At 66.3% G+C, this 24601-nt stretch carries 26 protein-coding genes and 1 pseudogene; 14 read left to right on the forward strand and 13 right to left on the reverse strand.

All coding sequences use genetic code 11. The annotated features are described in order from the left end of the window. The first annotated feature begins 82 nt into the window (after nucleotides 1-82). On the forward strand, nucleotides 83-979 hold the full coding sequence (locus ACWW1C_RS25975; protein WP_455980938.1) for a LysR family transcriptional regulator: 897 nt from the start codon (nucleotides 83-85) through the stop codon (nucleotides 977-979). On the opposite strand, the gene ACWW1C_RS25980 is transcribed toward ACWW1C_RS25975, so the two are convergent. The 3 genes from ACWW1C_RS25980 to ACWW1C_RS25990 are packed head-to-tail and all read right to left on the reverse strand — an operon-like array spanning nucleotide 976 to nucleotide 4303. Then, complete coding sequence (locus ACWW1C_RS25980; RefSeq protein WP_455980939.1) at nucleotides 976-1938, reverse strand: cation diffusion facilitator family transporter; 963 nt, start codon at nucleotides 1936-1938, stop codon at nucleotides 976-978. The two genes, ACWW1C_RS25975 and ACWW1C_RS25980, sit on opposite strands and share 4 nt — an antisense overlap. A gap of 20 nt (nucleotides 1939-1958) precedes the next feature. Then, nucleotides 1959-3491 carry a WS/DGAT/MGAT family O-acyltransferase gene (locus ACWW1C_RS25985; RefSeq protein ID WP_455980940.1) on the reverse strand — a complete coding sequence of 511 codons (1533 nt, stop codon included), beginning with the start codon at nucleotides 3489-3491 and terminating at the stop codon, nucleotides 1959-1961. Nucleotides 3492-3520: 29 nt separating this feature from the next. Continuing rightward, nucleotides 3521-4303 (reverse strand): SDR family NAD(P)-dependent oxidoreductase, encoded by a 783-nt coding sequence (locus tag ACWW1C_RS25990; RefSeq protein ID WP_455980941.1) that lies wholly within the window; start codon nucleotides 4301-4303, stop codon nucleotides 3521-3523. Nucleotides 4304-4437: 134 nt separating this feature from the next. Here ACWW1C_RS25990 and ACWW1C_RS25995 point away from each other — a divergent pair, with 134 nt between their 5' ends. Both ACWW1C_RS25995 and ACWW1C_RS26000 read left to right on the forward strand, forming a co-directional pair. After that, nucleotides 4438-5013 carry a QsdR family transcriptional regulator gene (locus tag ACWW1C_RS25995; RefSeq protein ID WP_455980942.1) on the forward strand — a complete coding sequence of 192 codons (576 nt, stop codon included), beginning with the start codon at nucleotides 4438-4440 and terminating at the stop codon, nucleotides 5011-5013. Between the two features lie 28 nt (nucleotides 5014-5041). Continuing rightward, nucleotides 5042-5410 (forward strand): hypothetical protein, encoded by a 369-nt coding sequence (locus tag ACWW1C_RS26000; RefSeq protein ID WP_455980943.1) that lies wholly within the window; start codon nucleotides 5042-5044, stop codon nucleotides 5408-5410. On the opposite strand, the gene fadA6 is transcribed toward ACWW1C_RS26000, so the two are convergent. After that, nucleotides 5394-6548 (reverse strand): steroid 3-ketoacyl-CoA thiolase FadA6, encoded by a 1155-nt coding sequence (gene fadA6, locus ACWW1C_RS26005; RefSeq protein ID WP_455980944.1) that lies wholly within the window; start codon nucleotides 6546-6548, stop codon nucleotides 5394-5396. The two genes, ACWW1C_RS26000 and fadA6, sit on opposite strands and share 17 nt — an antisense overlap. A gap of 25 nt (nucleotides 6549-6573) precedes the next feature. After that, nucleotides 6574-7194 (reverse strand): TetR family transcriptional regulator KstR2, encoded by a 621-nt coding sequence (gene kstR2, locus ACWW1C_RS26010; RefSeq protein WP_138232737.1) that lies wholly within the window; start codon nucleotides 7192-7194, stop codon nucleotides 6574-6576. Nucleotides 7195-7377: 183 nt separating this feature from the next. On the opposite strand from kstR2, the gene ACWW1C_RS26015 reads away from it, so the two are divergent. Beyond that, nucleotides 7378-8640, forward strand: coding sequence for a CaiB/BaiF CoA transferase family protein (locus ACWW1C_RS26015; protein ID WP_455980945.1), 1263 nt, complete (start codon nucleotides 7378-7380; stop codon nucleotides 8638-8640). A gap of 133 nt (nucleotides 8641-8773) precedes the next feature. On the opposite strand, the gene ipdF is transcribed toward ACWW1C_RS26015, so the two are convergent. Both ipdF and ipdE1 read right to left on the reverse strand, forming a co-directional pair. Further along, nucleotides 8774-9562, reverse strand: a complete 789-nt coding sequence (gene ipdF, locus ACWW1C_RS26020; protein ID WP_455980946.1) for a (5R,7aS)-5-hydroxy-7a-methyl-1-oxo-2,3,5,6,7,7a-hexahydro-1H-indene-carboxyl-CoA reductase — start codon at nucleotides 9560-9562, stop codon at nucleotides 8774-8776. Beyond that, a complete protein-coding gene (gene ipdE1, locus ACWW1C_RS26025; protein ID WP_455980947.1) occupies nucleotides 9562-10716 on the reverse strand; it encodes an acyl-CoA dehydrogenase IpdE1 in 1155 nt (384 codons plus the stop codon). The genes ipdF and ipdE1 overlap by 1 nt, the downstream gene beginning before the upstream one ends. 102 nt (nucleotides 10717-10818) lie before the next feature. On the opposite strand from ipdE1, the pseudogene ACWW1C_RS26030 reads away from it, so the two are divergent. From ACWW1C_RS26030 to ACWW1C_RS26055, 6 genes and pseudogenes are all read left to right on the forward strand, one after another. After that, nucleotides 10819-10998 (forward strand): annotated as a pseudogene (locus ACWW1C_RS26030) (hypothetical protein); the annotation flags it as partial. Then, on the forward strand, nucleotides 10999-12123 hold the full coding sequence (locus ACWW1C_RS26035) for an acyl-CoA dehydrogenase family protein (RefSeq protein WP_455980948.1): 1125 nt from the start codon (nucleotides 10999-11001) through the stop codon (nucleotides 12121-12123). 14 nt (nucleotides 12124-12137) lie between these two features. Then, entirely contained in the window at nucleotides 12138-13103 is a 966-nt protein-coding gene (locus ACWW1C_RS26040; RefSeq protein WP_455980949.1) for an acyl-CoA dehydrogenase family protein, read from the forward strand. 2 nt (nucleotides 13104-13105) lie between these two features. Continuing rightward, nucleotides 13106-14044 carry an acyl-CoA dehydrogenase IpdE2 gene (ipdE2, locus tag ACWW1C_RS26045; RefSeq protein ID WP_455980950.1) on the forward strand — a complete coding sequence of 313 codons (939 nt, stop codon included), beginning with the start codon at nucleotides 13106-13108 and terminating at the stop codon, nucleotides 14042-14044. 25 nt (nucleotides 14045-14069) lie between these two features. After that, a complete protein-coding gene (locus tag ACWW1C_RS26050) occupies nucleotides 14070-15236 on the forward strand; it encodes a pyridoxal phosphate-dependent aminotransferase (protein ID WP_455980951.1) in 1167 nt (388 codons plus the stop codon). Nucleotides 15237-15315: 79 nt separating this feature from the next. Then, a complete protein-coding gene (locus ACWW1C_RS26055; protein ID WP_455980952.1) occupies nucleotides 15316-16122 on the forward strand; it encodes an Abi-alpha family protein in 807 nt (268 codons plus the stop codon). Between the two features lie 126 nt (nucleotides 16123-16248). Here the strand turns inward: ACWW1C_RS26055 and ACWW1C_RS26060 are convergent, their stop codons facing one another. From ACWW1C_RS26060 to hsaA, 4 genes are read right to left on the reverse strand one after another with little or no spacing between them, the layout of a single operon-like run. Further along, complete coding sequence (locus tag ACWW1C_RS26060) at nucleotides 16249-17589, reverse strand: MFS transporter (RefSeq protein WP_455980953.1); 1341 nt, start codon at nucleotides 17587-17589, stop codon at nucleotides 16249-16251. A 7-nt stretch (nucleotides 17590-17596) separates the two neighbouring features. Then, the gene (gene hsaB, locus ACWW1C_RS26065; protein WP_455980954.1) at nucleotides 17597-18166 is read right to left on the reverse strand and encodes a 3-hydroxy-9,10-secoandrosta-1,3,5(10)-triene-9,17-dione monooxygenase reductase subunit; all 570 of its coding nucleotides are present in this window, start codon (nucleotides 18164-18166) and stop codon (nucleotides 17597-17599) included. Nucleotides 18167-18177: 11 nt separating this feature from the next. Beyond that, a complete protein-coding gene (gene hsaC / locus ACWW1C_RS26070; RefSeq protein ID WP_455980955.1) occupies nucleotides 18178-19080 on the reverse strand; it encodes an iron-dependent extradiol dioxygenase HsaC in 903 nt (300 codons plus the stop codon). A 14-nt stretch (nucleotides 19081-19094) separates the two neighbouring features. Beyond that, nucleotides 19095-20285, reverse strand: a complete 1191-nt coding sequence (gene hsaA / locus ACWW1C_RS26075; protein WP_455980956.1) for a 3-hydroxy-9,10-secoandrosta-1,3,5(10)-triene-9,17-dione monooxygenase oxygenase subunit — start codon at nucleotides 20283-20285, stop codon at nucleotides 19095-19097. Nucleotides 20286-20440: 155 nt separating this feature from the next. On the opposite strand from hsaA, the gene ACWW1C_RS26080 reads away from it, so the two are divergent. Both ACWW1C_RS26080 and ACWW1C_RS26085 read left to right on the forward strand, forming a co-directional pair. Next, nucleotides 20441-21502 carry a 2Fe-2S iron-sulfur cluster-binding protein gene (locus ACWW1C_RS26080; protein WP_455980957.1) on the forward strand — a complete coding sequence of 354 codons (1062 nt, stop codon included), beginning with the start codon at nucleotides 20441-20443 and terminating at the stop codon, nucleotides 21500-21502. Between the two features lie 22 nt (nucleotides 21503-21524). Next, nucleotides 21525-22109 carry a hypothetical protein gene (locus tag ACWW1C_RS26085; protein ID WP_455980958.1) on the forward strand — a complete coding sequence of 195 codons (585 nt, stop codon included), beginning with the start codon at nucleotides 21525-21527 and terminating at the stop codon, nucleotides 22107-22109. 31 nt (nucleotides 22110-22140) lie between these two features. Here the strand turns inward: ACWW1C_RS26085 and ACWW1C_RS26090 are convergent, their stop codons facing one another. Beyond that, on the reverse strand, nucleotides 22141-22602 hold the full coding sequence (locus tag ACWW1C_RS26090; protein ID WP_455980959.1) for a MarR family winged helix-turn-helix transcriptional regulator: 462 nt from the start codon (nucleotides 22600-22602) through the stop codon (nucleotides 22141-22143). Between the two features lie 37 nt (nucleotides 22603-22639). On the opposite strand from ACWW1C_RS26090, the gene ACWW1C_RS26095 reads away from it, so the two are divergent. Next, the gene (locus tag ACWW1C_RS26095; RefSeq protein ID WP_455980960.1) at nucleotides 22640-23452 is read left to right on the forward strand and encodes an amidohydrolase family protein; all 813 of its coding nucleotides are present in this window, start codon (nucleotides 22640-22642) and stop codon (nucleotides 23450-23452) included. Here ACWW1C_RS26095 and ACWW1C_RS26100 read toward each other — a convergent pair. Continuing rightward, nucleotides 23413-23901, reverse strand: coding sequence for a hypothetical protein (locus ACWW1C_RS26100; protein ID WP_455980961.1), 489 nt, complete (start codon nucleotides 23899-23901; stop codon nucleotides 23413-23415). The two genes, ACWW1C_RS26095 and ACWW1C_RS26100, sit on opposite strands and share 40 nt — an antisense overlap. An 83-nt stretch (nucleotides 23902-23984) precedes the next feature. Between ACWW1C_RS26100 and ACWW1C_RS26105 the strand changes: the two genes are divergently transcribed. Then, nucleotides 23985-24599 (forward strand): TetR/AcrR family transcriptional regulator, encoded by a 615-nt coding sequence (locus tag ACWW1C_RS26105; protein ID WP_455980962.1) that lies wholly within the window; start codon nucleotides 23985-23987, stop codon nucleotides 24597-24599. Nucleotides 24600-24601: the final 2 nt, after the last annotated feature.

The following is a 24601-nucleotide window of genomic DNA, read 5'->3' on the forward strand; positions in this document are numbered from 1 at the left end:
TGCTCGGCAGACGACGCCTGAGTCCAAGGGCAATTTCCGTGAGCCTGATAAGCAATGCCTATCAGTCGTGGTCGAATAGTTCATGCTGTTCCGCCAGCTCGAATACTTCGTGGCGCTCGCCCGCGAGAAGCACTTCGCGCGGGCCGCTGCTGCCTGCTATGTGTCGCAACCGGCGCTGTCCGAGGCCATCCGCAAGCTCGAGAACGAACTGAAGGTGCCGCTGGTGCGGCGCGGGCAGAGCTTCGAGGGTCTGACGCCCGAAGGCGAACGGCTGGTGTTGTGGGCGCGCCGGATTCTGGCCGATCACGACGCCCTCATCCACGAGGTCACCGCGTTGCAGACGGGCCTGACCGGCGAGCTCCGGCTGGGCGTCATCCCGGCCGCATCGGGCACGGTGGCCCTGCTGACCGATCCCTTCTGTCTCGAACATCCTTTGGTACGAGTGCAATTGGAGAGCAGTCTGCGCTCGGCGGGCATCGTCGAGCGCATCCGCCGATTCGAACTCGACGCCGGAGTCATCTACCCCGACGGCATCGACACCACCGGCTTGACGGTCACACCGTTGTACGAGGAACGGCAGGTTCTCATCGCCGGCGCGGAACTGCTTGCCAACCAACCGAATCCGATGACCTGGTCCGATGCCCTGGAATTGCCGCTGTGTCTGTTGAACACCGGGATGCGCGGCCGGCAGCTGCTGGACGATGTACTCGCGGCGCACGGGCTGACGGCGACGCCGCGGCTCGAGGCGGATTCGGTGGTGTCCCTGCTGGCGCACGTCAGCGGTGGCCGGTGGGCGAGCATCGTCCCCCAGACCTGGCTGGACACTTTGCGCCCGCCGGACGGAGTGCGGGTGGTGCCGTTGGACGAACCCCAGGTGACGGCGACGGTCGCGCTGGTCACCAGCGCCGCCGAGCCCGGATCGGTGCTGGCGCGCGCGTTGGTCGCGACGGCGCACCGCGCGCCGATCAGCCCCGACTAGCGATACCACTCGGGCAGCGCGGTCGGACGCAGATCAGTGGTGTCACCCGGCCGGGTCAGGGTCAGCACGGCGCGCACGATCTCGGGGCGGTCCGCCAACGCGTCGGCGATGGCGTTGAGCCGCGCGGCGACGTTCGATTCGGCCGCGTCACCGACGAGGTCGACGGCCGCGACGAGATAGATCCGGTTCGCGCCAACCCATTCCATGTGCAGATAACTGACCCGCTCGATGTCGTGATGGTCGAGTAGGGCCAGCAGGGCGTTGTTGCGCGCGAGCGGGGTGACGCTCTCCCCCGTCAGAAAATCCATGTTGCGCCCGATGAGGAACAGCGCCACCAGCCCGAGAAGCAGTCCGACCAAGATCGAGCCGATGGCGTCCCAGACCGCGTTACCGGTGAGTTGGTGCGTCAGGATGCCACCCGTCGCGATCACGATGCCGATGAGAGCCGACAGATCCTCGGCGAAGACCGCGCGCAGCATAGGGTTCGACGTGACGCGGATGTAGCGCAGCGGATGGATCCGTCGCTCGAGCGCGCCGGACTTCGTCTGCGACAGTGCTTGCAGGAACGACGATCCCTCCAACACGAACGAGACCGCGAGCACCGCATAAGCCCAGCCGTAGGACGTCGTCTCGGCTTCGCCCTTGAGGGACTGGATGCCGTGCCAGATCGACACCACGGCGCCGACGGTGAACAACCCGAAGGCCGCGAACATCGACCAGATGTAGCCCGCCCGGCCGTAACCCAGCCGATGTTCGGCATCAGCCGGCTTGTCCGACTGCCGGGTGCCGATCAGCAGGAACACCTCGTTGCCGGTGTCTGCCCACGAATGCGCCGACTCGGCGAGCATCGAGGCGCTGCCCGTGATGACGGCGGCGACGGTCTTGGCCACCGCGATCAGGGCGTTGGCACCGAGTGCGACGACGACTGTCAGAAAACTCTCGTCGCCCGAACCACTCATGCCCTGAACACTAGAGCTCGTCAGTAGGCGTCGCCGGGTTGAACGACGCGGACCGGTCCGCGTCGCGGCGCCGGGGGCTGCGGCTCCTGCACCCATTGGGCGCCGCTGGCCGCCATCAGCCGGCCGATCTCGTCGATGTGCATGTCCGCCAGGTCCCACACGTCGGGCACCAGCTCGCGGTCGACGATGAAGCCGAAGTCCAGGCGGTCCAGATAGCTGACCACGGTGATGTTGAGTCCCTGGCCTTCGGTGACGATCGAGACCGGGAACTGATTGACCAGCTGCGCCCCCGCGAAGTACAGCGGCTTGCGCGGACCGGGCACATTCGAGATCACCAGATTGAAGGGCGTGGCCGCGATGCGGTGTGCCAGCCCGAAGCGGGACGCCAGCCGCATCGCGGACGTCGACAGCACCGGAGCCGACACCTGAGCCATGTCACCGAGTTGACTGGCGGGCACCAGATTCAGCAGGCGCTTCGCATCGAGCATCGCCGCGCGGCAGCGGGCCACGCGCTCGAGCGGGTCGGCGCAGTCGGTCGGCAGTTCGGGGAAGATCGCGGACACCCGGTTGGTCCACGGGTCCTCTTCGTCGCCGGTGCGGATCGACACCGGCACCATGGCCCGCAGTGGGCCGTCGGGCAGCGCGTCGTGGGCCTGCAGATAGCTACGCAGACCGCCGGCGCAGATCGCCATCACGATGTCGTTGACCGTGCCGCCGGTCGCGGTCTTGAGCTGCTTGACGTTCTCCAGCGACGCGGTGCGCATGGCGAACCGGCGATGCCCGGTGATGGGCTTGTTCCACGGGGTGGGCGGCGCGGCCGAGGTCGGCAACGGGATCTTTGGTCCGTCTTCTTTACCAAGGCGCGCAATGGCTTTGATGGCCGATCCGGCCTTGCTGGCGGCGCTGCCGATGCTGTCGATACCGGCGGCGTCGGCGAGCTGGCCGACCAGCCGGGTCTGGAACCGGAGCGCCTTGACGGGATGTCCGGCCAGGTTGATGACGGCTTTGCGCAGCAGCTCGATGTCGCCGGGCAACGGTTCGGCTTCCCAGGCCGGGCTGGGTCCGGGTGGTGCGGCGTCCGGTTCGGTGTCGGTCAGGATGTTGAGCATCAACTGTCCGGCGGCCCCGTCGACGGTGGCGTGGTGGTACTTGGTCAGCATCGCCCAATTGCCGTTGTCCAGGCCGTCGATGACATAGACCTCCCACAGGGGACGGCTGCGGTCCATCGCGCGGCCCACGATACGGGCCACCTGATCGGCCAGCTGGTCGACCATTCCCGGTCGGGCCAAATGGATTTCGCGAATGTGGAAGTCGAGATCGAAGTTCGGGTCGTCCACCCAGTACGGGTGGTCGAGACCCAGCGGCACCTCGACGAGTCGCCGCCGCAACGGTTCGAGTTCGCCGATGAGCGATGCGTACTTCGCGTGGACCGCGGTGAACGGGTCGAACTCCTCGCTGGGCCGCTCGAAGATCATCAGCCCGGTGACGTGACCGAACGTCGTCGGAGTCTCCAGATAGAGGAAAGTGGCGTCCATGCCGCTGAGCTGCTTCACGAGTGTTGTTCTCCTTGTGGGTTTTCGGCTCAGCTGGTGAGCAGGCCACCCTCGACGGGCAGGGTGATGCCGGTGACGTAGCTGCTGGCATCACTGGCCAGGAAGATCAGCGCGGCGCTGAGTTCCTGTGTGCGCCCGAGCCTTCCGGCCAGGGTCCGAGGCAGGACGGTGTTTTCGAAGTAGCCGTCCTCGTACTGCTCGGTCATCTCCGAGGCGAAGAAGCCCGGCGCCAGGGCGTTGACGCGGATGCCCTTACGTCCTGTCCACTGCTGCGCGAGGTCACGGGTCAGGCCGATGAGCCCGGCCTTGGATGACGCGTAAGCCGCCTGCGGGAGGCCGGCGGTCGTCAGGCCGAGGATGCTGCTGACGTTGATGATCGAACTGCCCGGCTGCATGTGCGCGGCACATGCCTGCGCCATCCAGTAGCACCCGTTCAGGTTCAGATCGATGACAGACCGGAACTGCTCGGGAGTTTCACGCGTCGCCGGGACGGCCGTGCCCACCCCCGCATTGTTCACCAGAATGTCGACGCGCCCGAGGGAATCGACAGCAGCCTGCACGAGGGCCTTGCAGTCGTCCGGGTCCGTGACGTCGGTGCGCACGGCGACTGCCTTGCGACCTGCGGCTTCGACGAGTGCCTTGGTCTCGGCGAGACGGTCTTCGCGTCGCGCGCCGAGCACGACGTCGGCGCCGGCCTGGGCCAGTGCCTGCGCAAATCCGACGCCGAGGCCACTCGAGGCACCGGTGACGACCGCGACGCGGCCATCGAGACGGAAAAGGTCAAGGATCGAGGCTGCGTCGCTCTGGGTCACTCGTGCATCATATTCAGATATGTTGCACACGCGAGACTGATGGAGATATATCTCACGCCGACATCAGTCGCTATCATGATGCGAAGGCGGCGAGCGAACAGGAGGGCGCCATCAGCGAGACACCGTTGGGTCGCATGCTCGCGTCGACAGACCGACGTCCCGATCCCCTCGAGGCGTTCCGCGTCGCGCGTCGCTGGTTCATCGAGGGTCGCCGAATCGAAATGCAGGAACTCGCAACCGAACTCGGCATCAACCGGGCGACGCTGTTCCGCTGGGTCGGCGGCCGCGACGAACTGCTGGCCGAAATCCTGTGGTCACTGGCCGAACCCACCCTCAAGGCCTCGATCGACGCGGCGCCCGGGCACGGCGCCGCCCACATCGCCCGGGCCGTCGGCCACTACGCGACCGTGATCGACGAATCCGGCTTCTTCCAGGCGTTTCTGCGCCGCGAACCCGAACGTGCGCTGCGGATTCTGGCCACCCGCGCAGGCACCCTGCAGGGGCGCCTGGTGGCGGCGATCGAAGACCTGCTCGACGACGAGATCACCGCGGGTCAGCTGGACCCACCGCTGCCGTCGCGCGACCTCGCCTTCCTCATCGTGCGCATCGTGGAGTCATTCCTCTACGCCGACATCATCACCGGCGAACCGCTGGAGGTCGGTAAGGCCGAGCAGGCCATCGGCGCGCTGCTGGGTCACCGACCCGGATAGTCAGCGTCCCATCCCGGGCGGGGCCGGCATGACCGGCACCGGATTGGGAACCGTCACGCTGGATGGCGGCACCGTCACCGTGACGGTGCTGGTACTGGCCCGCGTCGACGGGGTCGTCGGCGGTGTCGACGGACCAACCGGAACCCCCGGGATGATCTCCGTCGAGGTCACCGTCGTCGAGGTCGAGCTGGAGGTCGAGGGAACCGACGGCGGAGGCGACTGCCTCGAACACGCGCTTGCGCCGAGGACAGCTGCCACGGCCACTACGACGATGGACTTCAACATGATTGCCGAATGCCCCGCTGTTCGAACCGGTAAACCCGGCCCGGACGCAAACTGCCCCTCTCCAAGGGGAAAGGGGCAGTTTGTGTACTCAGCTGTCAGAGGCGCTCGATGATGGTGACGTTGGCGGTGCCGCCGCCCTCGCACATCGTCTGTAGCCCGTAACGCCCGCCGGTGCGCTCCAGCTCGTTCAGCATGGTGGCGAACAGCTTGGCGCCGGTGGCGCCGAGCGGGTGGCCCAGCGCGATGCCGCCGCCGTTCGGGTTGACCTTCGACAGATCGGCCTTGAGATCCTTGGCCCACGCCAGGACGACGGGCGCGAACGCCTCGTTGATCTCGATGACGTCGATGTCGTCGATGCTCAGGCCGGTCTTCTCCAGCGCGTACTTGGTCGCGGGGATGGGGCCGGTCAGCATCTTCACCGGGTCGTCGCCGCGGCAGCTGATGTGGTGGATGCGGGCGCGCGGCTTGAGGCCGTGCGCCTTGACCGCGGCCTCGGAGGCCAGCAGCGTCGCCGACGCCGCGTCCGAGATCTGGCTCGCCAGGGCGGCGGTCAGCCGGCCACCCTCGACCAGGGGCTTCAGCGAGGCCAGCTTCTCCCTCGTGCTCTCGCGCGGGCCCTCGTCGACCTTGAAGTCGCCGACGGGGATGATCTCGTTGTCGAAGCGGCCCTCACGGATCGCGGTGAATGCCCGCTGGTGGCTGTTGAAGGCGAACTCTTCCATCTCGTCGCGGGAGATGTCCCACTGCTCGGCGATCATCTCGGCGCCGCGGAACTGCGAAATCTCCTGGTCGCCATAGCGTTCCACCCAGCGCTTCGACTCGTTGGTCGGCGAGGTGAAGCCGAACTGCTCGCCGACGATCATGGCGGAGCTGATCGGAATCTGGCTCATGTTCTGGATGCCGGCGGCCAGGATCAGGTCGGCGGTGCCGGACATGATCGCCTGTGCACCAAAGGAAATGGCCTGCTGCGAGGATCCACACTGCCGGTCGACAGTGGTGCCGGGGACGGCCTCGTCGTACCCGGCGGCCAGCCAGGTCAGGCGTCCGATGTTGCCGGCCTGCCCACCGACGGCGTCGACGCAACCGACGATGACATCGTCGAACGCCGCGGGGTCGATGTCGTTGCGGGCGAAGATCCCGCGGTACGCCTCCACACCGAGGTCGATCGGGTGGTAACCGGCGAGGGCACCACCCTTCTTGCCGACGGCGGTACGCACGGCATCGATGACGTACGCCTCAGATGCGGCCATTTCACAACTCCTTTGTTTCAGAAATCTATTTGTTCGCAATGCTTTTGGCGGGATCGGCGATGCCCCCGAGCACAATGGCCAGGTACTGCTCACCGACCTCGCGCGCACTCAACGGCCCGCCTGGCTGATACCAACGAACAGATACCCAGGTGGTGTCGCGGATGAATCGGTAGACCAGATCGAAGTCGAGGTCGGGGCGGAAGGCTCCTTGCGCCACACCCTCGTTGAGGATGTCGACCCACATCTTGCGCTGCTCGCGATTGCGCTCATCTACGAAATCGAACTGCGGCAGCGAACCCAGCCGTTTCGCCTCGTCCTGGTAGATGACAACCTGGGCATGCCGGTGCTCGATGGCGTCGAAGGAGGCCATGAACAGACCCTTGAGCCGTTCCATCGGATCGGACTCGGTGTCGATGATCTGCCGGTACTTTTCGAACAGCCAGTCGAGGAAATCACGCATGATCTCCTCCACCATTTGTTCCTTCGATTTGAAGTGGTGGTAGAGACTTCCGGAGAGGATTCCCGCGGAGTCTGCGATGTCGCGGACTGTGGTTGCCTTCAGCCCGCGCTCAGCGAACATCGCCGCGGCGAGCTCCAGAAGCTCGTCGCGCCTGCTCGCGGGTTGGCCGGGCGATTCGGGCGCCATCGTCACAGCATAGCAACCAAGCGCTTGCTAGGGTATGTCGGGCCGGTGTTGACTTGGCCACTACGTACACAAAGATCGAGTGCTCACCTGGGTCGCGCACGTTGAGACGATCGCGGCCCTGAGGGCGGGCGAGGTCACGCGCGCGGTTCTCGACCGCGACCGATAGATGGGGCACGATGTGAAATGGATGAGTATCAGGAGATCATGAGCACGACACAGCTTGCCCTGGAAGGTATCCGGGTCATCGACATGACCCGCGTCTTCGCCGGCCCAATCAGCGCACAGATACTGGGCGACCTCGGCGCTGACGTCATCAAGGTGGAGCGACCGGGCAGCGGTGACGAAGGGCGCGGTTACGGTCTTGCCTCGGTCGAGGGCAAGGACGGCAAGGACCTTCGCCAGTCCGGCTTCTTCACCGCGTCGAACCGCAACAAGCGGTCGATCACGGTCAACCACTCCAAGCCGGAGGGGCAGGACATCCTGCGTGCCCTGGTCAAGACCGCGGACATCCTGATCGAGAATTACAAGGTCGGCGACCTCAAGCGGTTCGGGCTGGACTACGAGAGCCTGAAGGCGATCAATCCCCGCCTCATCTATTGCTCGATCACCGGCTTTGGCCAGACCGGGCCGATGGCGGCGCGCGCGGGCTACGACGGGTTGTTCCAGGCGAGCGGCGGCATGATGGCCGTGACCGGAATCCCCGAAGGCCAGCCCGGCGCGGGTCCGGTGAAGGCCGGTCCGAGCCTGGTCGATTTCGTGACCGGCCACAACAGCGCCATCGCGATCCTCGCCGCACTGAACCATCGCAACAGCACGGGCGAGGGCCAGCACATCGACATGGCGCTGCTTGACAGTTCCGTGGCGATGATCTGCCACATCATGCAGGACTATCTCATCAACGGCGTCCAGGCGGAGCGGCTGGGCAATGGCGGCAACGGCGGCGGCCCCGCTGACCTCATCCATGCGAGCGACGGCATGACGTACATAACGGCCGGCAGCGACGCCCACTGGCGGCGCATGTCGGAGTTGATGGGCCGGCCCGAGCTCTACGACGACCCGCGCTTCGACACCAACGCCAAGCGGGCCAAGATCAATCGCGCGGAGTTGATCGACATCATCAACGTGTGGAGCCGGCAGTTCACGACGGAGGAGCTTCAGGCGAAGTTCGACAGCGTGGGCATCCCGGCCGCGCGCTATAACGATCTAGCGGAGGTCTGGGATGATCCGCAGGTGCAGCACCGGGGCCTGCGCGCCACGACTCCGCACATGTGGGCCGCCGCCGGATCGGTCGACCTGATCGGCAGCCCGCTGGCGGGCATGGGCGCGACGCCGGCGACGATCCGCCGCCCGCCGCCGCTGATCGGCGAGCACAGCGCAGAGATACTGGGCGAACTGGGCTATGACGCGGCGCGGATCGCGAGCTTGCAGGAGCAGGCGATCATCTGATCGAGAGGGTCCGCCACCAGGTCAAGCTCGCGAGATCGCGATCCAGCCACACATGAAAATGCCCGCCTAATTGCGACAACGTTGCAATTAGGCGGGCAAGTGCGTATATCCGAACCTCGAGGCCTGATGAAAACTACGCCCGCTGGCTCGACACCGAAATGATCTCGCCGGTCAGGTAGCTGGAGTAGTCGCTGGCCAGGAAGGCGATGGTCGACGCGATCTCCCACGGCTCGGCGGCGCGGCCGAAGGCCTCGTCCGAGGACAGCCGATCCAGCAGCTCTGACGACGCGGACTTCTCCAGGAACTTGTGCCGCGCGATGCTCGGAGACACGGCATTGATGCGGACTCCGTACTCGACGGCTTCGATTGCGCTGCAACGGGTCAGCGCCATGACGCCGGCCTTGGCCGCGGCGTAGTGCGACTGCGAGTGCTGCGCCCGCCAGCCCAGGACACTGGCGTTGTTGACGATCACGCCGCCGTGCTCAACGCCGCGGAAGTAGCGCAGTGCGGCGCGGGTCGCGCGCATCACCGAGTTCAGGGTGACGTTCAGAACGCGGTCCCACTCGTCGTCGGTCATGTCGACCAGCGGGGTCTCACCGCCCAGGCCGGCATTGTTGACCAGCACGTCCAGCCGACCCATCTTCTCGACGGCCGCGGTGATCAGAGCGTCGACGGCCTCGGTGGAGGTCACGTCGCAGACGACGGCCTCGACCTTGCCCAGCCCGAGTGCGGCCAGCTGGTCGCGGGTCTCGTTCAGGCGCCGCTCGTGGTAGTCGGACACCACGACGTCGGCGCCCTCCATCAGTGCCCGGCGGGCGGTGGACGAGCCGATGCCGGTGCCGGCGGCGGCTGTCACGAGGACGACCTTGCCCTTCAGCAGGCCGTGGCCCTCAACCTCGGTGGGAGCAACTGAAAGTTCCATCAGCCCTTGGCCTCTCGCGGTAGGCCGAGCACGCGCTCGGCGATGATGTTGCGCTGAATTTCGTTGGAGCCGCCGTAGATGGTGTCCGAACGCGAGAACAGGAACAGGCGCTGCCACTCGTCGAACTCGCCACCCGGCAGCGTCAGACCGGCCATGCCCTGAATCTCCATGGCGATCTCGCCGAGTTCACGATGCCAGTTGGCCCACAACAGCTTTGACACGTTGTCCTGGCCCGGCTGCTCGACGTCCATGGTGGCCATCGCGTAGGACCGCATGGCCTGCAGGCCGGTCCAGGATTCGGTCAGCCTGTGCCGGATCAGCGGGTCGTCGATGGCGCCGGTGGTCTTGGCCACGCCGATCAGGCCCTCAAGCTCACGCTTGTAGCGGATCTGCTGTCCCAGTGTGGAAACGCCGCGCTCGAAGGTCAGCGTCGCCATCGCGACGCCCCAGCCCTGTCCGGGCTCGCCGACCACGAGCGACGCCTCGGTACGCGCGTCGTCGAAGAACACTTCGTTGAACTCGGAGTCACCGGTCAACTGGACGATCGGACGGATCTCGACGCCCGGCTGGTCCAGCGGCACCAACAGATACGACAGGCCGTGGTGGCGCTTGGAGCCCTTCTCGGAGCGGGCCACCACAAAGCACCACTGTGCCCAGTGCGCCAGCGAGGTCCACACCTTCTGGCCATTAATGTGCCACTGTTCACCCTCCGCATCGAGCTCGGCCGACGTCGAGACGTTGGCCAGGTCACTGCCGGCGCCGGGCTCGGAGTAACCCTGGGCCCACAGCTCGGTGACGTTGAGAATGTTCGGCAGGAAGCGCTTCTTCTGCTCCTCGGTGCCGTACGCGATGAGCGTCGGCCCGAGCAGTTCCTCACCGAGGTGGTTGACCTTGTCCGGGGCGTCCGCCTTGGCGTACTCCTCATAGAAGGCGACGCGGTGCGCGACCGACAGGCCGCGGCCACCATGCTCCTCCGGCCAGCCCAGGCAGGTCAGCCCCGCCGCAGCCAGATGCTGGTTCCACGCACGTCGTTCTTCATAAGCCTCGTGCTCACGACCGGGGCCACCAAGGCCCTTGAGAGCTGCGAATTCACCGACGAGATTGTCTGCGAGCCATTGCCGGACCTCAGCCCGGAACGTCTGGACCTCTATCACCCTTGTAGGCTAACCTACCAAGCACTTGCTTTGTTAGAGGGAGTTCCGATGAGTGGGTCCGACGGCACCCAGCAGCCCGGTCGGCAGACCCCACCGCAGACCTACACCAAAGAACATTTGGCTAATTTCAAGACACCGCGGTCGGTGGCGTTCCTCGAGACGCTGCCACGTAACCCTGGAGGCAAAGTGGTCAAACCTGCGCTCAGGGCGAGCGAAGCGACGGGAAAGACTTCCAGGGCGAGCGAAGCGACGGGAAAGACAAACGGAGAGACGAGTCGGTAAATGGATCTGACATTCGACGACGAAACCGAGGAATTCCGGGCCGAGGTCCGCGACTTCTTGGCGGCCAACAAGGACAAGTTCCCCACCAAGTCGTATGACACGCTCGAGGGCTTCGAGCAGCACCGCGTCTGGGACAAGGTGCTTTTCGACGCCGGCCTGTCGGTCATCGCGTGGCCCAAGGAGTACGGCGGCCGCGACGCCACCATGCTGCAGTGGGTGGTGTACGAGGAGGAGTACTTCAAAGCCGGCGCACCCGGGCGGGCCTCCGCCAATGGCACCGCGATGCTGGCGCCGACGTTGTTCGCACACGGCACACCGGAGCAGATGCAGCGCGTGCTGCCGAAAATGGCCTCCGGCGAAGAGATCTGGGCCCAGGCCTGGTCCGAGCCCGAGTCCGGCAGCGACCTGGCCTCCCTGCGGTCGACCGCGACCAAGGTCGACGGCGGCTGGAAGCTCAACGGCCAGAAGATCTGGAGCTCGCGGGCCCCGTTCGGGGAGCGCGGTTTCGGCTTGTTCCGTTCCGACCCGGAGGCGCAGCGCCACAAGGGTCTCACCTACTTCATGTTCGACCTCAAGGCCGAGGGCATCACGGTCCGCCCCATCGCCCAGCTGGGCGGTGAGACCGGTTTCGGTGAGATCTTCCTCGACGACGTGTTCGTCCCCGACGAGGACGTCATCGGTCAGGTGCATGGCGGCTGGACCGCCGCCATGAGCACGTCGAGCAACGAGCGTGGCATGTCGCTGCGTAGCCCGGCCCGCTTCGTGGCCCCGGCCGAACGCCTTGTCGCGCAATGGAAGGTCGACCAGAACCCGGCGTACGCCGAGCGTGTCGCCGACGCCTGGATCAAGGCTCAGGCCTACCGCCTGCACACCTTCGGCACCGTCACCCGGCTGGCCAACGGCGGCGAACTGGGCGCCGAGTCCTCGGTGACCAAGGTGTTCTGGTCCGACCTGGACGTCGCGCTGCACCAGACCGCACTGGACCTGCGCGGCGCCGACGCCGAGCTGTACGACCACTGGACCGAAGGATTGTTGTTCGCCCTTGGCGGCCCGATCTACGCCGGTACCAACGAAATTCAGCGCAACATCATCGCCGAGCGCCTGCTGGGCCTGCCCCGCAAATAAGAGGGATTGTTCACGTGTTCTTTGAATTGGACGAATCGCAGCGCGATTTCGCTGCGAGCATCGACGCCGCGCTGGGCGCGGCAGATGTGCCCGCCGCCGTTCGGGCGTGGGGCGGGGTCGAGAAGGCGGCCGACGCCGCTCCCGGCCGCAAGGTCTGGTCGACCCTGGCCGATCTCGGCGTCACCGCGCTGAACGTGCCGGAAGAGTTCGACGGCATCGGCGCACACCCGGTGGATCTGGTTGTCGCCCTTGAGCGTCTGGGCTACTGGGCCGTGCCCGGACCGGTCACCGAGTCGATCGCGGTCGCGCCGGTGTTGCTGGCATCAGATAAGCGTTCGGAAGGCCTGGCCTCCGGTGAGCTCATCGCCACCGTCGCCCTGCCGCCGTTGGCCCCGCGGGCCGTCGACGCCGACACCGCCGGCCTGATCCTGCTGGCGGGTGATGGCCAGGTGCAGGACGCCGTCATCGGTGCCGAGCACCAGTCCGTCGACCCGGCCCGCCACCTGTTCGACGTGACCGCCACCGGTGAGGCCCAATCGGCCGACACTGCAAAGGCTTTCGAGTTCGGCGCGCTGGCCACCGCGGCGCAGCTGGTCGGCGCCGGCCAGGCGATGCTCGACATGGCTGTCGCCTACGCCAAGCAGCGCACCCAGTTCGGCACCGTGATCGGTTCCTACCAGGCCATCAAGCACAAGCTGGCCGACGTGCACATCGCCGTCGAGCTGGCCCGCCCGCTGCTGTACGGCGCGGCACTTGCCCTGGCTGACGGCTCACCCACGCTGGCCCGTGACGTCAGCGCCGCCAAGGTCGCCGCGAACGAAGCCGCACTACTGGCGGCTCGGTCGTCGCTGCAGACGCACGGCGCCATCGGTTTCACCCAGGAACACGACCTCTCCCTGTTGCTGCTGCGCACGCAGGCGCTGCGCTCGGCGTGGGGCGACTCGGCGTGGCACCGGACCCGCGTACTGGAAGGGCTGTGAGCATGAGCGAAGAACGGGAGATGCTGCGCGCCACCGTCGCGGCGCTGGTCGAGAAGCACGCGGGCCCTGAGGCCGTCCGGGCCGCCATCGGGTCCGAGAAGGGCTACGACGAGAAGCTCTGGCAGATGCTGTGCGAGCAGGTCGGCGCCGCGGCGCTGGTCGTGCCCGAGGAACTCGGCGGCGCCGGCGGCGAATTGGGCGACGCCGCAGTCGTTCTCGAAGAGCTGGCCAAGAACCTGGTCCCGACGCCGCTGCTCGGCACCACGCTGGCCGAACTCGCGCTGCTCGCCGTCGGCGACGAAGAGCCGCTGGAGGGCCTGGCCGAGGGAACGTCCATCGGCACAGTCGTTTTCGACGCCGGCTACGTCATCAACGGCGACGTCGCCGACGTCGTTATCGCGGCGCAGGACGGCCAGCTGACCCGCTGGACCGACAACACCGTCACGCCGGCCACCGCGATGGACCCGACCCGCCGGCTCGCCGCTGTCACAGCGGGCAGCACCACTACTCTCGGCACCGACCCGGGCCTCGCCGACACCGCCGCCATCCTGATGGCCGTCGAGCAGGTCGCCGCCGCGAGCCGCTGCCTGGACCTGACCGTGGCCTACTCCAAGGACCGCGTGCAGTTCGGCCGTGCGATCGGCAGCTTCCAGGCGCTCAAGCACCGGATGTCGGACATGTACGTCAAGGTCTCGGCCGCCCGGTCGATCGTCAACGACGCCATCGCCGACCCGACGCCCACGAATGCGTCGCTGGCCCGCTACATGGCCACCGAGGCGTTCAATGCCGTTGCCGGCGAGGCGATCCAGATGCACGGCGGCATCGCGATCACGTGGGAGAGCGACATCCAGTTCTACTTCAAGCGCGCGCACGGCAGTGCCCAGCTGCTCGGGTCGTCGCGGGAGCACCTGCGTCGTCTCGAAGCCGAAGTTCTGCTCTGACGTACCGTCCTCTAGCGTCGAAAGCATGACCAACCCGGTAGCGCTGCGTGCAGGCATTCCGCCGTTCTATGTGATGGACGTGTGGCTGGCCGCGGCCGAGCGCCAGCGCAGCCACGGCGACCTGGTGAACCTGTCGGCGGGCCAACCCGCCGCACAGGCACCGGCGCCCATCCGGGCCGCCGCCGCCGAGGCGCTGGCCAACGACAACCTCGGCTACACCGTCGCGCTGGGCATTCCCGAGCTGCGTGAGGCCATCGCCAAGTCGTACCTCGACCGATACGGCGTCGAGGTCGAACCCGACGCGGTCGTCATCACCACCGGATCGACCGGCGGCTTCCTGCTGGCGTTCCTGTCGTGCTTCGACGTCGGCGATCGCGTCGCGGTCGCCAGCCCCGGCTACCCCTGCTACCGCAACATCCTGTCGGCGTTGGGCTGCGAGGTGGTCGAAATCCCGTGCGGCCCCGAAACCCGTTTCCACCCAACCATTTCCATGTTGGAACAGCTCGACCCGCCGGTGAAGGGTCTGATCATCGCCAGCCCGAACAACCCGACGGGCACCGTGCTGCCGGCCGAGGATCTGGCCGCCATCGCGACCTGGTGCGACGACAATTCCATCCAGTTGATCAGTGACGAGCTGTACCACGGCCTCATCTACGACGACGCACCCGCGACCAGCTGCGCCTGGGAGACCTCGCGCAACGCCATTGTGGTGAACAGCTTTTCGAAGTACTTCGCCATGACCGGCTGGCGGCTGGGCTGGCTGCTGGTGCCCGAGCCGCTGCGCCGAGCCGTCGATTGCCTGACCGGCAACTTCTCCATCTGCCCGCCGACACTGCCGCAGTACGCGGCCGTCGCGGCGTTCACGCCGGAGGCCATCGCCGAAGCCGACGCCCTGGTGCACCACTATGCCGAGAACCGGGCATTGCTGCTCGCCGGGCTGGCCGAGGTCGGGCTCGACAAGCTGGCGCCCGCCGACGGCGCCTTCTACGTCTACGCCGACATCTCGAAGTACTCCACCGACTCGCTGACGTTCTGCGAGAAGCTCCTGGCCGACACCGGCCTGGCGATCGCGCCGGGCGTGGACTTCGACACCCAGCACGGCGGATCGTTCGTGCGGTTGTCGTTCGCCGGGCCGAAGTCCGACATCGAAGAAGCATTGCGCCGCCTCGGCCCCTGGCTCGCCGCGTACTGAAGGTGCCCGTCGCAGGCCGCTGAGGCGTTTGCCACACAACCGGTGAGAACGAGCTGCAGACCGGTACCATCGGTCCGCAATGTCCCAGGAAACCGACAACCCAGAACCGGAAGTTACCGACGACTTACCGGTGAACCGCGAGGGCCTCGAACGGCACGGCATCAAGCTGTCCACGCCCATCGGTGAGATCGCCATCGCGATCTCGACGCCGCGCGGAGGCTTGGCGATCCCGAAGCGATTCGACCCGCTCGGCCTGGCCAACCGCGCCCTCGGGGTCGCGAAATTTGGGTTCAAGCTGGCTGCCTGGGGCGGCGAGCAGATCGCGATCGCGACCAAAACCAGCATCGAAGCCATCGAGATGGCCCCCGAGCGGACGCCGGCTCCGGCGCCGCAGAAGCAGCCCGCCGCGCAGTCCCTTCACGGCAAGCTCGGCGGCCTGCTCGACCGTGCCCTGGATCAGAGCACCTCCGATGGTCGCACCGAGCTCTACCACCGGCTGCTCGATCAACTGGTGGCCGACGAGGCCCGGATCATCGGCGCGCTGTCCGACAACGAGTCGTCTCCGCTGGTGAACATCTACCGCCGGAACCGCACCGCCCCGACCCTGGAGAACGCCTGCCTCATCGGCCGCACCGCCAACGTCGCGCTGCCGCAGATGGTGCCGCAGTACGTCAGCCACCTGTTGGCACTGGGACTGGTCGAGACCGTGCCCGAGGACCCGAACCTCAAGGCCGACTACGAAATCCTCAGCGCGGAATCGATGGTGTTGAAGGCCATCAAGGACGCCTCCCGCGGCCCCTTCCCGGCACGTGTGGAGAAGCTCGCGTTGCAACTGTCGGAGCTCGGTCGCGGCCTGTGGGAAGCCGCGATGCGGGACGAGTCGTAGTCGAGGTTTTCCCGTCGGCCGCGCGTTGATGCTGCGCCCAGGGTCTTCGTTACTCGAACTTTGTGGCCCTCAGTGCAATGTCAACGCCGACAATGCATTTGCTTGTCACACTCGTCGCCCGAACCGTCAAGGACGGGGCACTCCCAGGGCCCGCTCGCGGTCAGCCCGGTCCAGCTCGGCCAGGTCGATCCCCTTGGTCTCGCGCGCGAACGCCAACGCGACCAGCGTCACGACGCAGGCCCCGGCCAGATAGATCGCGATCGGCACCGACGAGTGGTAGTCCTTCAGCAGCCGCACCGCGATGATCGGCGCGAGGGAGCCGGCGAAGATGGCCGTCACCTGATAGCCAAGGGACACACCGGAATACCGCATCCGGGTCGGGAACATCTCGGACATCAACGCCGGCTGCGGGGCGTACATGAATGCATGCGCCACCAGGCCGGCGGTAATGGCCGCCATGATGGCGAAATAGTGCTTGCTGTCCATCATCGGGAACGCGACGAAACCCCAGACTGCGGTGAGCAGCGTCCCGATCAGGTACACCGGCCGGCGGCCGATGCGGTCGGAGAGCCTGCCCACCAACGGGATTGCCACCAGGTGCACCGCGTGCGCCACCAGCAGATACCACAGGATCAACGAAGTGCTCACGCCCGCATGCACTTTCAGGTACGTGATCGAGAACGTCACCACCAGGTAGTACATGATGTTCTCGGCGAACCGCAGGCCCATCGCCGTCAGCACTTTGCCCGGGTAGTACCGGAGCACCTCGATGACGCTCAGCGACGTCGCCTTCACCCGCTCGGCTTCTTCTTGTGCCGCAACGAAAATCGGGGCATCGGTCACCTTGGTCCGGATGTAGTAGCCGACCAGCACCACCACCGCGGACAGCCAGAATGCCACCCGCCAGCCCCAGGACAGGAACTCCGACTCGGGCAACGTCCCGGTCAGCGTGAGGAGCACGACGGTCGCCAGGATGTTGCCCACCGGCACCCCGGCCTGCGGCCAGCTGGACCAGAATCCGCGGCTCGGCGCGGGACTGTGCTCGGCGACCAGGAGCACCGCGCCACCCCACTCGCCGCCGACCGCGAAGCCCTGAATGAACCGCAGCACCACCAGTAGGGCCGGCGCCCAGTAGCCGATCTGACCAAAGGTCGGTAGGCAGCCCATCAGGAAAGTGGCCGAACCGACCAGCAGCAGCGAGAACTGCAGCAGCGTCTTCCGGCCGAACTTGTCCCCGAAATGGCCGAACACCACGCCGCCCAGCGGGCGGGCGACGAAGCCCACCGCGTAGGTGACGAAGGCCGCGAAGATCGCGTCGAGATCACCGCCGCTCTGGCCGAAGAACACCTTGCTGAACACGATCGTGGCAGCGGTGCCATACAGGAAGAACTCGTACCACTCCACGACGGTGCCGGCCATGGAGGCCAGGACAACCCGCCGCAATCCGGTCCGGATCGGCGCGCTCATGGCGCGACTATAGCCAGGTGTCCTCGGTTGTCGTGGTCAAGAACGATTCCAGATCATCGCGCCATTGCGCCGGGGTGTTCTTGTCCGGCTCGATGCCGGTGTACTCGCCGCGGTAGAACAGCAGCGGACGAGGCTTGATGGCCGGTGGCTCAGACATCGATTGCACCGCACCGAACACGACGAAATGGTCGCCGCCGTCGTGCACGGAATGCACCGTGCAGTCGATGTGCGCCAGCGTGCCGCCGAGCACCGGGGAGCCCAATTCCGAAGGGCTCCAATCGATGCCGGCGAACTTGTCTTCGGCCTTCGAGCCGAACTGCGCCGAGACGTGCTGCTGGTTCTCGTGCAGCATGTTGACGCAGAACTTGCCGCTGGCTTCGATGGCCTTCCACGCCCGCGAGTGCTTCGTCGGGCAGAAGAGGACCAGCGGTGGATCCAGCGACAAGGCAGCGAACGACTGGCAGGCGAAACCGACCGGCACACCGTCATTCACGGTGGTGATGACGGTGATGCCGGTACAGAACTGCCCGAGCACATTTCGGAATGTGCGGGGGTCGATCTGCGGGGTCTGAGTCATGCCGCGCGAGCCTACTTGAACCCGACGCTGAAGTCGTGGCCCCAGAGGCTGATGCCGACGCTCTCGCGGGCGATCCAGCTCTCGTCCTCGACTTCGAGTCCCTCGCAACCGAATTCCATGTCGAAGCCACCCGGCGTCTTCATGTAGAAGGACAGCATCTTGTCGTTGATGTGCCGGCCCAGCGTGGCCGACATCTTGACCTTCTTGCGGTTGGCGCGATCCAGGCAGAGGCCGACGTCGTCGGAGTTCTCCACCTCGACCATCAGGTGCACGATGCCCGTCGGGTTGGGCATGGGCATGAACGCCAGCGCATGGTGGCGCGGGTTGCAGCCGTAGAAGCGCAGCCACACCGGGTCGCCATCGGCGGGGCGGCCCGCGAGCTGCGGAGGCAGCCGCATCGAGTCGCGCAGCCGGAAGCCCAGCACGTCCTGGTAGAACGCCTGCGCCGCGGCGTCGTCGTTGCAGGTGAGCACGACATGGCCGAGGCCCTGCTCGGCGGTGACGAACTTGTGGCCGTAGGGGCTGACGAACCGACGACCCAGGTACTGGATGCCGTAGTACACCTCGAGGGTGTTGTCGGCCGGGTCCTGGAAGCTGATCATGCCCTCGACCTTGCGGTCGAGCAGCTCGTCCTTGGTGCCTTCCTTGAAGGCGACGCCGTGGGCGCTCAGGGTTTCCTTCAGCTGCTCGAGGGCAGGCGCGTCGGCGACCTCCCAGCCCGACGCCAGTAGCCGGTCCTGCTCACCGGGCACGATGACCAGGCGCGCAGCGACGTCGTCCATCCGCAGGTAGAGGGCGTCAGGGTTGGTGCCCTCGCCCTCCATCATGCCGAGCACCTTGAGCCCGAACTCGCGCCAGGCCGCCATGTCGGTGGCCTCGATGCGCATGTAGCCGAGGGCCTTGATGACCGTCATTGAGCGATATCCCCTTAGACCATGGTGTCTGCGGGCGGCAGACCGAATTCGTTGTTACCGAAGATCAGGTAAGCGCGCTCGGGCTCGTTGGCGGCGTGCACGCGGCCGGCGTGCGCGTCACGCCAGAAGCGCTGCAGCGGAGTGCCGTTCGCCAGCGCGGTCGCGCCGGCCGCCTCGAACAGGCGGTCGACGGACGCGATGGCCCGACCGGTGGCGCGCACCTGGTCACGACGAGCGCGGGCCCGCAGCTCGAACGGGATCTCCTTGCCGGCGACCAGCAGGGCGTACTCGTCACCGACGTTGCCGACCAGCTGGCGCCATGCGGCGTCGATGTCGCTGGCGGCCTCCGCGATGCGGACCTTGGCGAAGGGGTCGTCCTTGGACTTCTCACCGGCGAACGCGGCGCGGACACGCTTGCCCTGGTGCTCGACATGCGCCTCATAGGCGCCGTAGGCCATACCGACGATCGGCGCCGAGATGGTCGTGGGATGCACGGTGCCCCACGGCATCTTGTAGACCGGGGCGGTGTTGGTCTGGTAACCGCCGGCGGTGCCGTCGTTCATCGACTTGTAGGACAGGAAGCGGTGCCGCGGCACGAACACGTCCTTGACGACGATCGTGTTGCTGCCGGTACCGCGCAGGCCGACCACGTTCCAGACGTCGTCGATCGTGTACTCGGTGCGCGGGATCAGGAAGCTGCCGAAGTCGACCGGACGGCCGTCCTTGATCACCGGGCCGCCGAGGAATGCCCAGGTGGCGTGCTCCGAGCCGGAGGACCAGTTCCATGCGCCGTTGACGATGTAGCCGTCGCCCGTCTCGGTCACGACGCCCGCGCCCATCGGGGCGTACGACGAGGAGATGCGGACGGTCGAGTCTTCGCCCCACACGTCTTCCTGGGCCTGCTGATCGAACAGCGCCAGGTGCCAGTTGTGCACGCCGATGATCGATGCGACCCAGCCGGTGGAACCGCAGGCGCTGGCAATGCGACGGACCGCCTCGTAGAACACCGTCGGGTCAGCCTGGAGGCCATCCCACTGGGCGGGCTGCAGCAGTTTGAAGAAGCCGATCTCGTTCAGACTGTCGATAGACTCCTGCGGCACCTGGCGCAGGTCCTCGGTCAGCTGTGCGCGTTCGCGCAGCACCGGCAGCAGGTCGTCGATACCGGCCAGCACGGCCTGCACGTCGAGTTGTTCAATTGACGTCACGGATTGCCTCCCGGGGAGTGGTCGTCTAGACAGAAGATTAGAACACGTTACGATTTGTGTCGAGCACGGCGGTACTGCAGCAGGTAGACCCGCATAACTGCACTTTTGTAACCTGTTCTAGTTACCGGTCAGAAGACCGGTTCGAACGAAGGGTGATGGTTGTGGACGAGCCGCTGGGCAGCCACGTACTGGAACTTGTGGTGGCCGACGTCGTCGCCGAGACCAACGACTCACGTGTGTTGGTGTTCAAGACGCCAGAAGGCAGCGACATCCCGCCGGAGCGACTGAAGTACGCCCCCGGCCAGTTCCTGACCCTGCGGGTCCCGAGCACCCGCACCGGATCGGTGGCCCGCTGCTACTCGCTGTGCAGCTCGCCGTACGCCGACGAAGCGCTGACCGTCGCGGTCAAGCGCACCGCGGACGGCTACGCGTCGAACTGGCTGTGCGACAACGCGCACGTCGGCATGCGGATGCACGTGCTGGCACCGTCCGGCACGTTCGTCCCCAAGAACCTCGATGCCGACTTCATCTTGCTGGCCGGCGGTAGCGGCATCACCCCGATGCTGTCGATCCTCAAGTCCGCGCTGTCCGAGGGCACCGGCAAGGTGACGCTGTTCTACGCCAACCGCGACGAGAAGTCGGTGATCTTCGGCAAGGCACTGCGCGAGCTGACCTCGCTGTACCCAGACCGGCTGTCGGTCGTGCATTGGCTGGAGTCGGTGCAGGGGCTCCCCAACCCGACCATCCTGGCCACCCAGCTGGCGCCCTACGCCGAGCGCGAGGCCTTCATCTGTGGCCCGGCGCCGTTCATGGCCGCCACCGAAGAGGCCCTGCTCAAGTCCGGCGCCGACAAGAGCAATGTTCATCTCGAGGTGTTCCAGTCACTGGACTCCGACCCGTTCGCCGCTGTTGTACTCGCCGAAGATGACAGCGATGAGGGCCCGGCCACCGCAATCGTCACGCTCGACGGCAAGACGCACGAGCTGCGCTGGCCGCGCAATGCCGTACTGCTCGACGTGCTGCTCGACAAGGGACTGGACGCGCCGTTCTCCTGCCGCGAGGGCCACTGCGGGGCCTGCGCGGTGTTGATGAAGAAGGGCGATGTCGACATGGCGATCAACGACGTGTTGGAGCCGTCCGACCTCGAAGAGGGCCTCATCCTCGGGTGCCAAGCGGTGCCGAAGACGGATTCCGTCGAAGTCACGTACGACGAGTAGCGAAGGGATTACGTTCTTGAACGTGAAAGTGACTGTGCACCGGGTTACTGCGGCAAGCGCCGCCGCTGTGCTGACCGCGACCGCGCTGATGTCCCCGGCGACGGCTGTGGCCGCAGTCAATTCGGCCGACGCCTTCGTGCCCGTCGACGACGGCACCAAGATTCAGATTCACGTGACGGCGCAGTGCTCGGGCGGCGCGTGCACCTTCAACACCGCCGCCAACCTGGTGGTCGGGGGCAATCCGGTGCCGCTGCCGCCGAACACCTGGGCGCGCGAGAACATCACGCTGCGCAGCTCGGATCGCCTGGTGTACCAGGATGTCTCGTACAGCGCGCCGACCGGCGCCCCGCCCATCAACCGCGGCTCCTGGAACGGTCCGGTGAACTCGCGGCAGCTCAAGTCGCAGAACAGCGCTTTGGTCTCGGTCACGTTCAACGGCGGTGGCACGTTCGAAGAGTTCATGGTCGACGGCACCTCACTGCCGCTCGACGTGTCCACCGGCAGGCCCCGGACGCAGTCGAACTTCATCGCCTGCGCCGACATACAGGTCACCTACCCAGGGGTGAACCTCACCACGCCGACGGCCTGCGCCACCACCAACTTCTGAGTCGCCGAACGCGAATTCGTCAGCAACTACTTCACTTTCGGCCTTCGGACGCGTCGAGCAGACCACTGAGCCGTTGCAACGCATCGACGACGTTGTCGACCTGGTCGGCTCCTATCGCCTCGTCGATGTAGCCGTTGACGGTAGCCAGCGCGGCGTCCAATCGCCGAAGTGCGTCGGTGCCGGATTCGGTCGGCCACAGCGCCCACGCGCGGCCGTCGCTCCGGCTGGCCCTGCGCTCGACGAATCCCGCCGCCTCCAAGCGCCCGACCATCGCGGTCACCGCCGACTCCCGCTGGCCGAGTTGCGCCGCGATGAGCGACTGGCGGCACCCGGCATTGCTCGCGATGAGCGTCAGCGCGGCGGCCTGTGCGGTGGAGATGCCGGCCTCATCCATGAACAACCGGTCCGCTGTGGTGCGCAGCCGCTGTGCGGCGGTCTGCAACTGGAAATACGCGCGCCGTCTGCCCGCCGGCGAACTGTGCTTCGAACTCACCCTTGCATTATTACTTCACTAGTGAAGTAATTGGGTGATGACACGAGTGATCGACGCGTGGTCCCAGCAGCCGAACGAGTTGTTCATGCGTCAGCCGTGGCTGCGGCCGCTGCTGCGCTGGACCCGCCAAGAAGACCTGCCGGCGCTACCCATCGACGTGACGTTGAAAGCAATGGACGACGCCGGCGTCGAGAAGTCGTTGTTGTGCGCATGGGTTGGGCCCCATGGCGCCCTGATCGACAACGACGAGACGGCGGAACATGTGCGCGCGTACCCGGACCGGTTTGCCGGCGTCGCGTCCGTGGACCTCACCCGCCCGGTCGAGGCGGTCCGCGAATTACGCCGTGCGGTAACCGATCTGGGGATGGTGGCACTGCGCGTCGTCCCATGGCTGTGGAACCTGCCGCCCAATGACCGGCGCTACTATCCGCTGCTGCAGGCCTGCGTCGAGCTCGGCGTCCCGTTCTGCACACAGGTCGGGCACACCGGCCCACTGTGCCCGTCCGAGCCCGGCCGGCCGATCCCCTACCTGGAGACGGTCCTGCTCGAGTTTCCGGAACTCGTGGTCATCGGTGGCCACGTCGGAGCACCCTGGATCGACGAAGTGCTGTTCCTGGCCAAGAAGTTTCCGAACTTCTACATCGATACCTCGGCCTACGCCGCGCATCGTCTGCCCTCGGCACTGGTGGACTACATGCGCGGATCCGGCCGTACCCGAGTGCTTTTCGGCACCAACTGGCCGATGTTGTCCGCGCAGCGGTGCCTGGAACGGCTTGACGAGCTGAACCTCGATGCCGAGACGCGCGACCTCTACCTCGGCGGGAATGCGGCCCGGGTTTTCGGCGTCTGACGCTCCGACTGTGACCGAATCAGCTTGTGCCACCGGCGATGCCGGTAGCGGAAGATGCCGGCCGCACCAAGCGCGACCAGACCGGTGAACCACCCGGCATCGATCTCGATGGTGTCGGCGTACCGGCAGCGCCCTTGGCCGGCCGGCACGGCATGCAGCGTGTGATTCCACGACCTGATACGTCCGCCGTATTCGTGGGTGCGAATGGTGTGCGCGGCCTCGTCGACCGACAACACCTCGATGGTGTGCCGGTAGGCGGGGAACACGTGAAAAGCCATGAGCCAGCCCGTCCCTCGCTCCCCGACCTGCAGCGGCTCGGTGCGGTTCGCGAGCGCCGGCACCCCGAACAGGCCGCGGCACAGGTACAGGAAGGTCGCAGGCAGCTGCATGAGATGCCACACGCGATCCAGGTCGGCAGCCAGTTCGGACTCGATGTACACCGTCTTCACGATGACGCTCCTTTGAGTTAGGGTCACCTGATCATCGACCGGCCACGCGCCGGTGACTACTCGCTTTCCGGGCGGAGGTGACCGTGGCACCACCAGACCGGTTCCGCGCCCGCAAGCAGCCCAAACAGCAACGCTCAGCCGAGACCCGGCAGCGCATCCTCGATGCTGCTGCTCACGTTTTCGCCGACTTCGGCTACCGCGGTGGCACCACCAATCGCATCGCCGAAGCGGCTGACATCTCGATCGGCTCGCTCTACCAGTACTTTCCGAACAAGGACGCGATCCTGGCCGCGCTCACCGATGCCCACATCGACGCCGGAGCGTCGCTGCTGGCAACTCGGCTGGCCGCCGGAATGCCGCCCGGATTAGAAGATCAACTGCGACTGTTCACGCGCGCGACCATCGACAACCACCGCGACGATCCGCAGCTGCATCAAGTGTTGTTCGCGGAGGCGCCCCGGTCACCGGCACTTCTGGCACGGCTGCGCGACGCCGAAGAAATCGCGGTCGCGGCCGCACAAGATCTTCTTGCCCGGCATCCCGACGTTCGAGTCCCTGACCTGAAGTTCGCCGCCCGGATGACGGTCGCGACCATCGAGTCGCTCACCCACCGCCTCATCGCCTGCGCGCAGCCCGCCGACGCACAGCAGTTGGAGGATTCGATCGTCGACATGCTTGCCGCATATCTGCGGGGCTAGCG

The organism is Mycobacterium sp. HM-7 (assembly GCF_053852335.1).

Excerpts from the sequence above, each read along its gene's own strand:
- ACWW1C_RS25975 (WP_455980938.1), top strand. The coding sequence starts at position 83 with ATGCTGTTCCGCCAGCTCGAATACTTCGTGGCGCTCGCCCGCGAGAAG.
- ACWW1C_RS25980 (WP_455980939.1), bottom strand. The coding sequence starts at position 1,938 with ATGAGTGGTTCGGGCGACGAGAGTTTTCTGACAGTCGTCGTCGCACTC.
- ACWW1C_RS25995 (WP_455980942.1), top strand. The coding sequence starts at position 4,438 with ATGCTCGCGTCGACAGACCGACGTCCCGATCCCCTCGAGGCGTTCCGC.
- ACWW1C_RS26000 (WP_455980943.1), top strand. The coding sequence starts at position 5,042 with ATGACCGGCACCGGATTGGGAACCGTCACGCTGGATGGCGGCACCGTC.
- fadA6 (WP_455980944.1), bottom strand. The coding sequence starts at position 6,548 with ATGGCCGCATCTGAGGCGTACGTCATCGATGCCGTGCGTACCGCCGTC.
- kstR2 (WP_138232737.1), bottom strand. The coding sequence starts at position 7,194 with ATGGCGCCCGAATCGCCCGGCCAACCCGCGAGCAGGCGCGACGAGCTT.
- ACWW1C_RS26015 (WP_455980945.1), top strand. The coding sequence starts at position 7,378 with ATGGATGAGTATCAGGAGATCATGAGCACGACACAGCTTGCCCTGGAA.
- ipdF (WP_455980946.1), bottom strand. The coding sequence starts at position 9,562 with ATGGAACTTTCAGTTGCTCCCACCGAGGTTGAGGGCCACGGCCTGCTG.
- ACWW1C_RS26035 (WP_455980948.1), top strand. The coding sequence starts at position 10,999 with ATGGATCTGACATTCGACGACGAAACCGAGGAATTCCGGGCCGAGGTC.
- ipdE2 (WP_455980950.1), top strand. The coding sequence starts at position 13,106 with ATGAGCGAAGAACGGGAGATGCTGCGCGCCACCGTCGCGGCGCTGGTC.
- ACWW1C_RS26050 (WP_455980951.1), top strand. The coding sequence starts at position 14,070 with ATGACCAACCCGGTAGCGCTGCGTGCAGGCATTCCGCCGTTCTATGTG.
- ACWW1C_RS26055 (WP_455980952.1), top strand. The coding sequence starts at position 15,316 with ATGTCCCAGGAAACCGACAACCCAGAACCGGAAGTTACCGACGACTTA.
- ACWW1C_RS26060 (WP_455980953.1), bottom strand. The coding sequence starts at position 17,589 with ATGAGCGCGCCGATCCGGACCGGATTGCGGCGGGTTGTCCTGGCCTCC.
- hsaB (WP_455980954.1), bottom strand. The coding sequence starts at position 18,166 with ATGACTCAGACCCCGCAGATCGACCCCCGCACATTCCGAAATGTGCTC.
- hsaC (WP_455980955.1), bottom strand. The coding sequence starts at position 19,080 with ATGACGGTCATCAAGGCCCTCGGCTACATGCGCATCGAGGCCACCGAC.
- ACWW1C_RS26080 (WP_455980957.1), top strand. The coding sequence starts at position 20,441 with ATGGTTGTGGACGAGCCGCTGGGCAGCCACGTACTGGAACTTGTGGTG.
- ACWW1C_RS26095 (WP_455980960.1), top strand. The coding sequence starts at position 22,640 with ATGACACGAGTGATCGACGCGTGGTCCCAGCAGCCGAACGAGTTGTTC.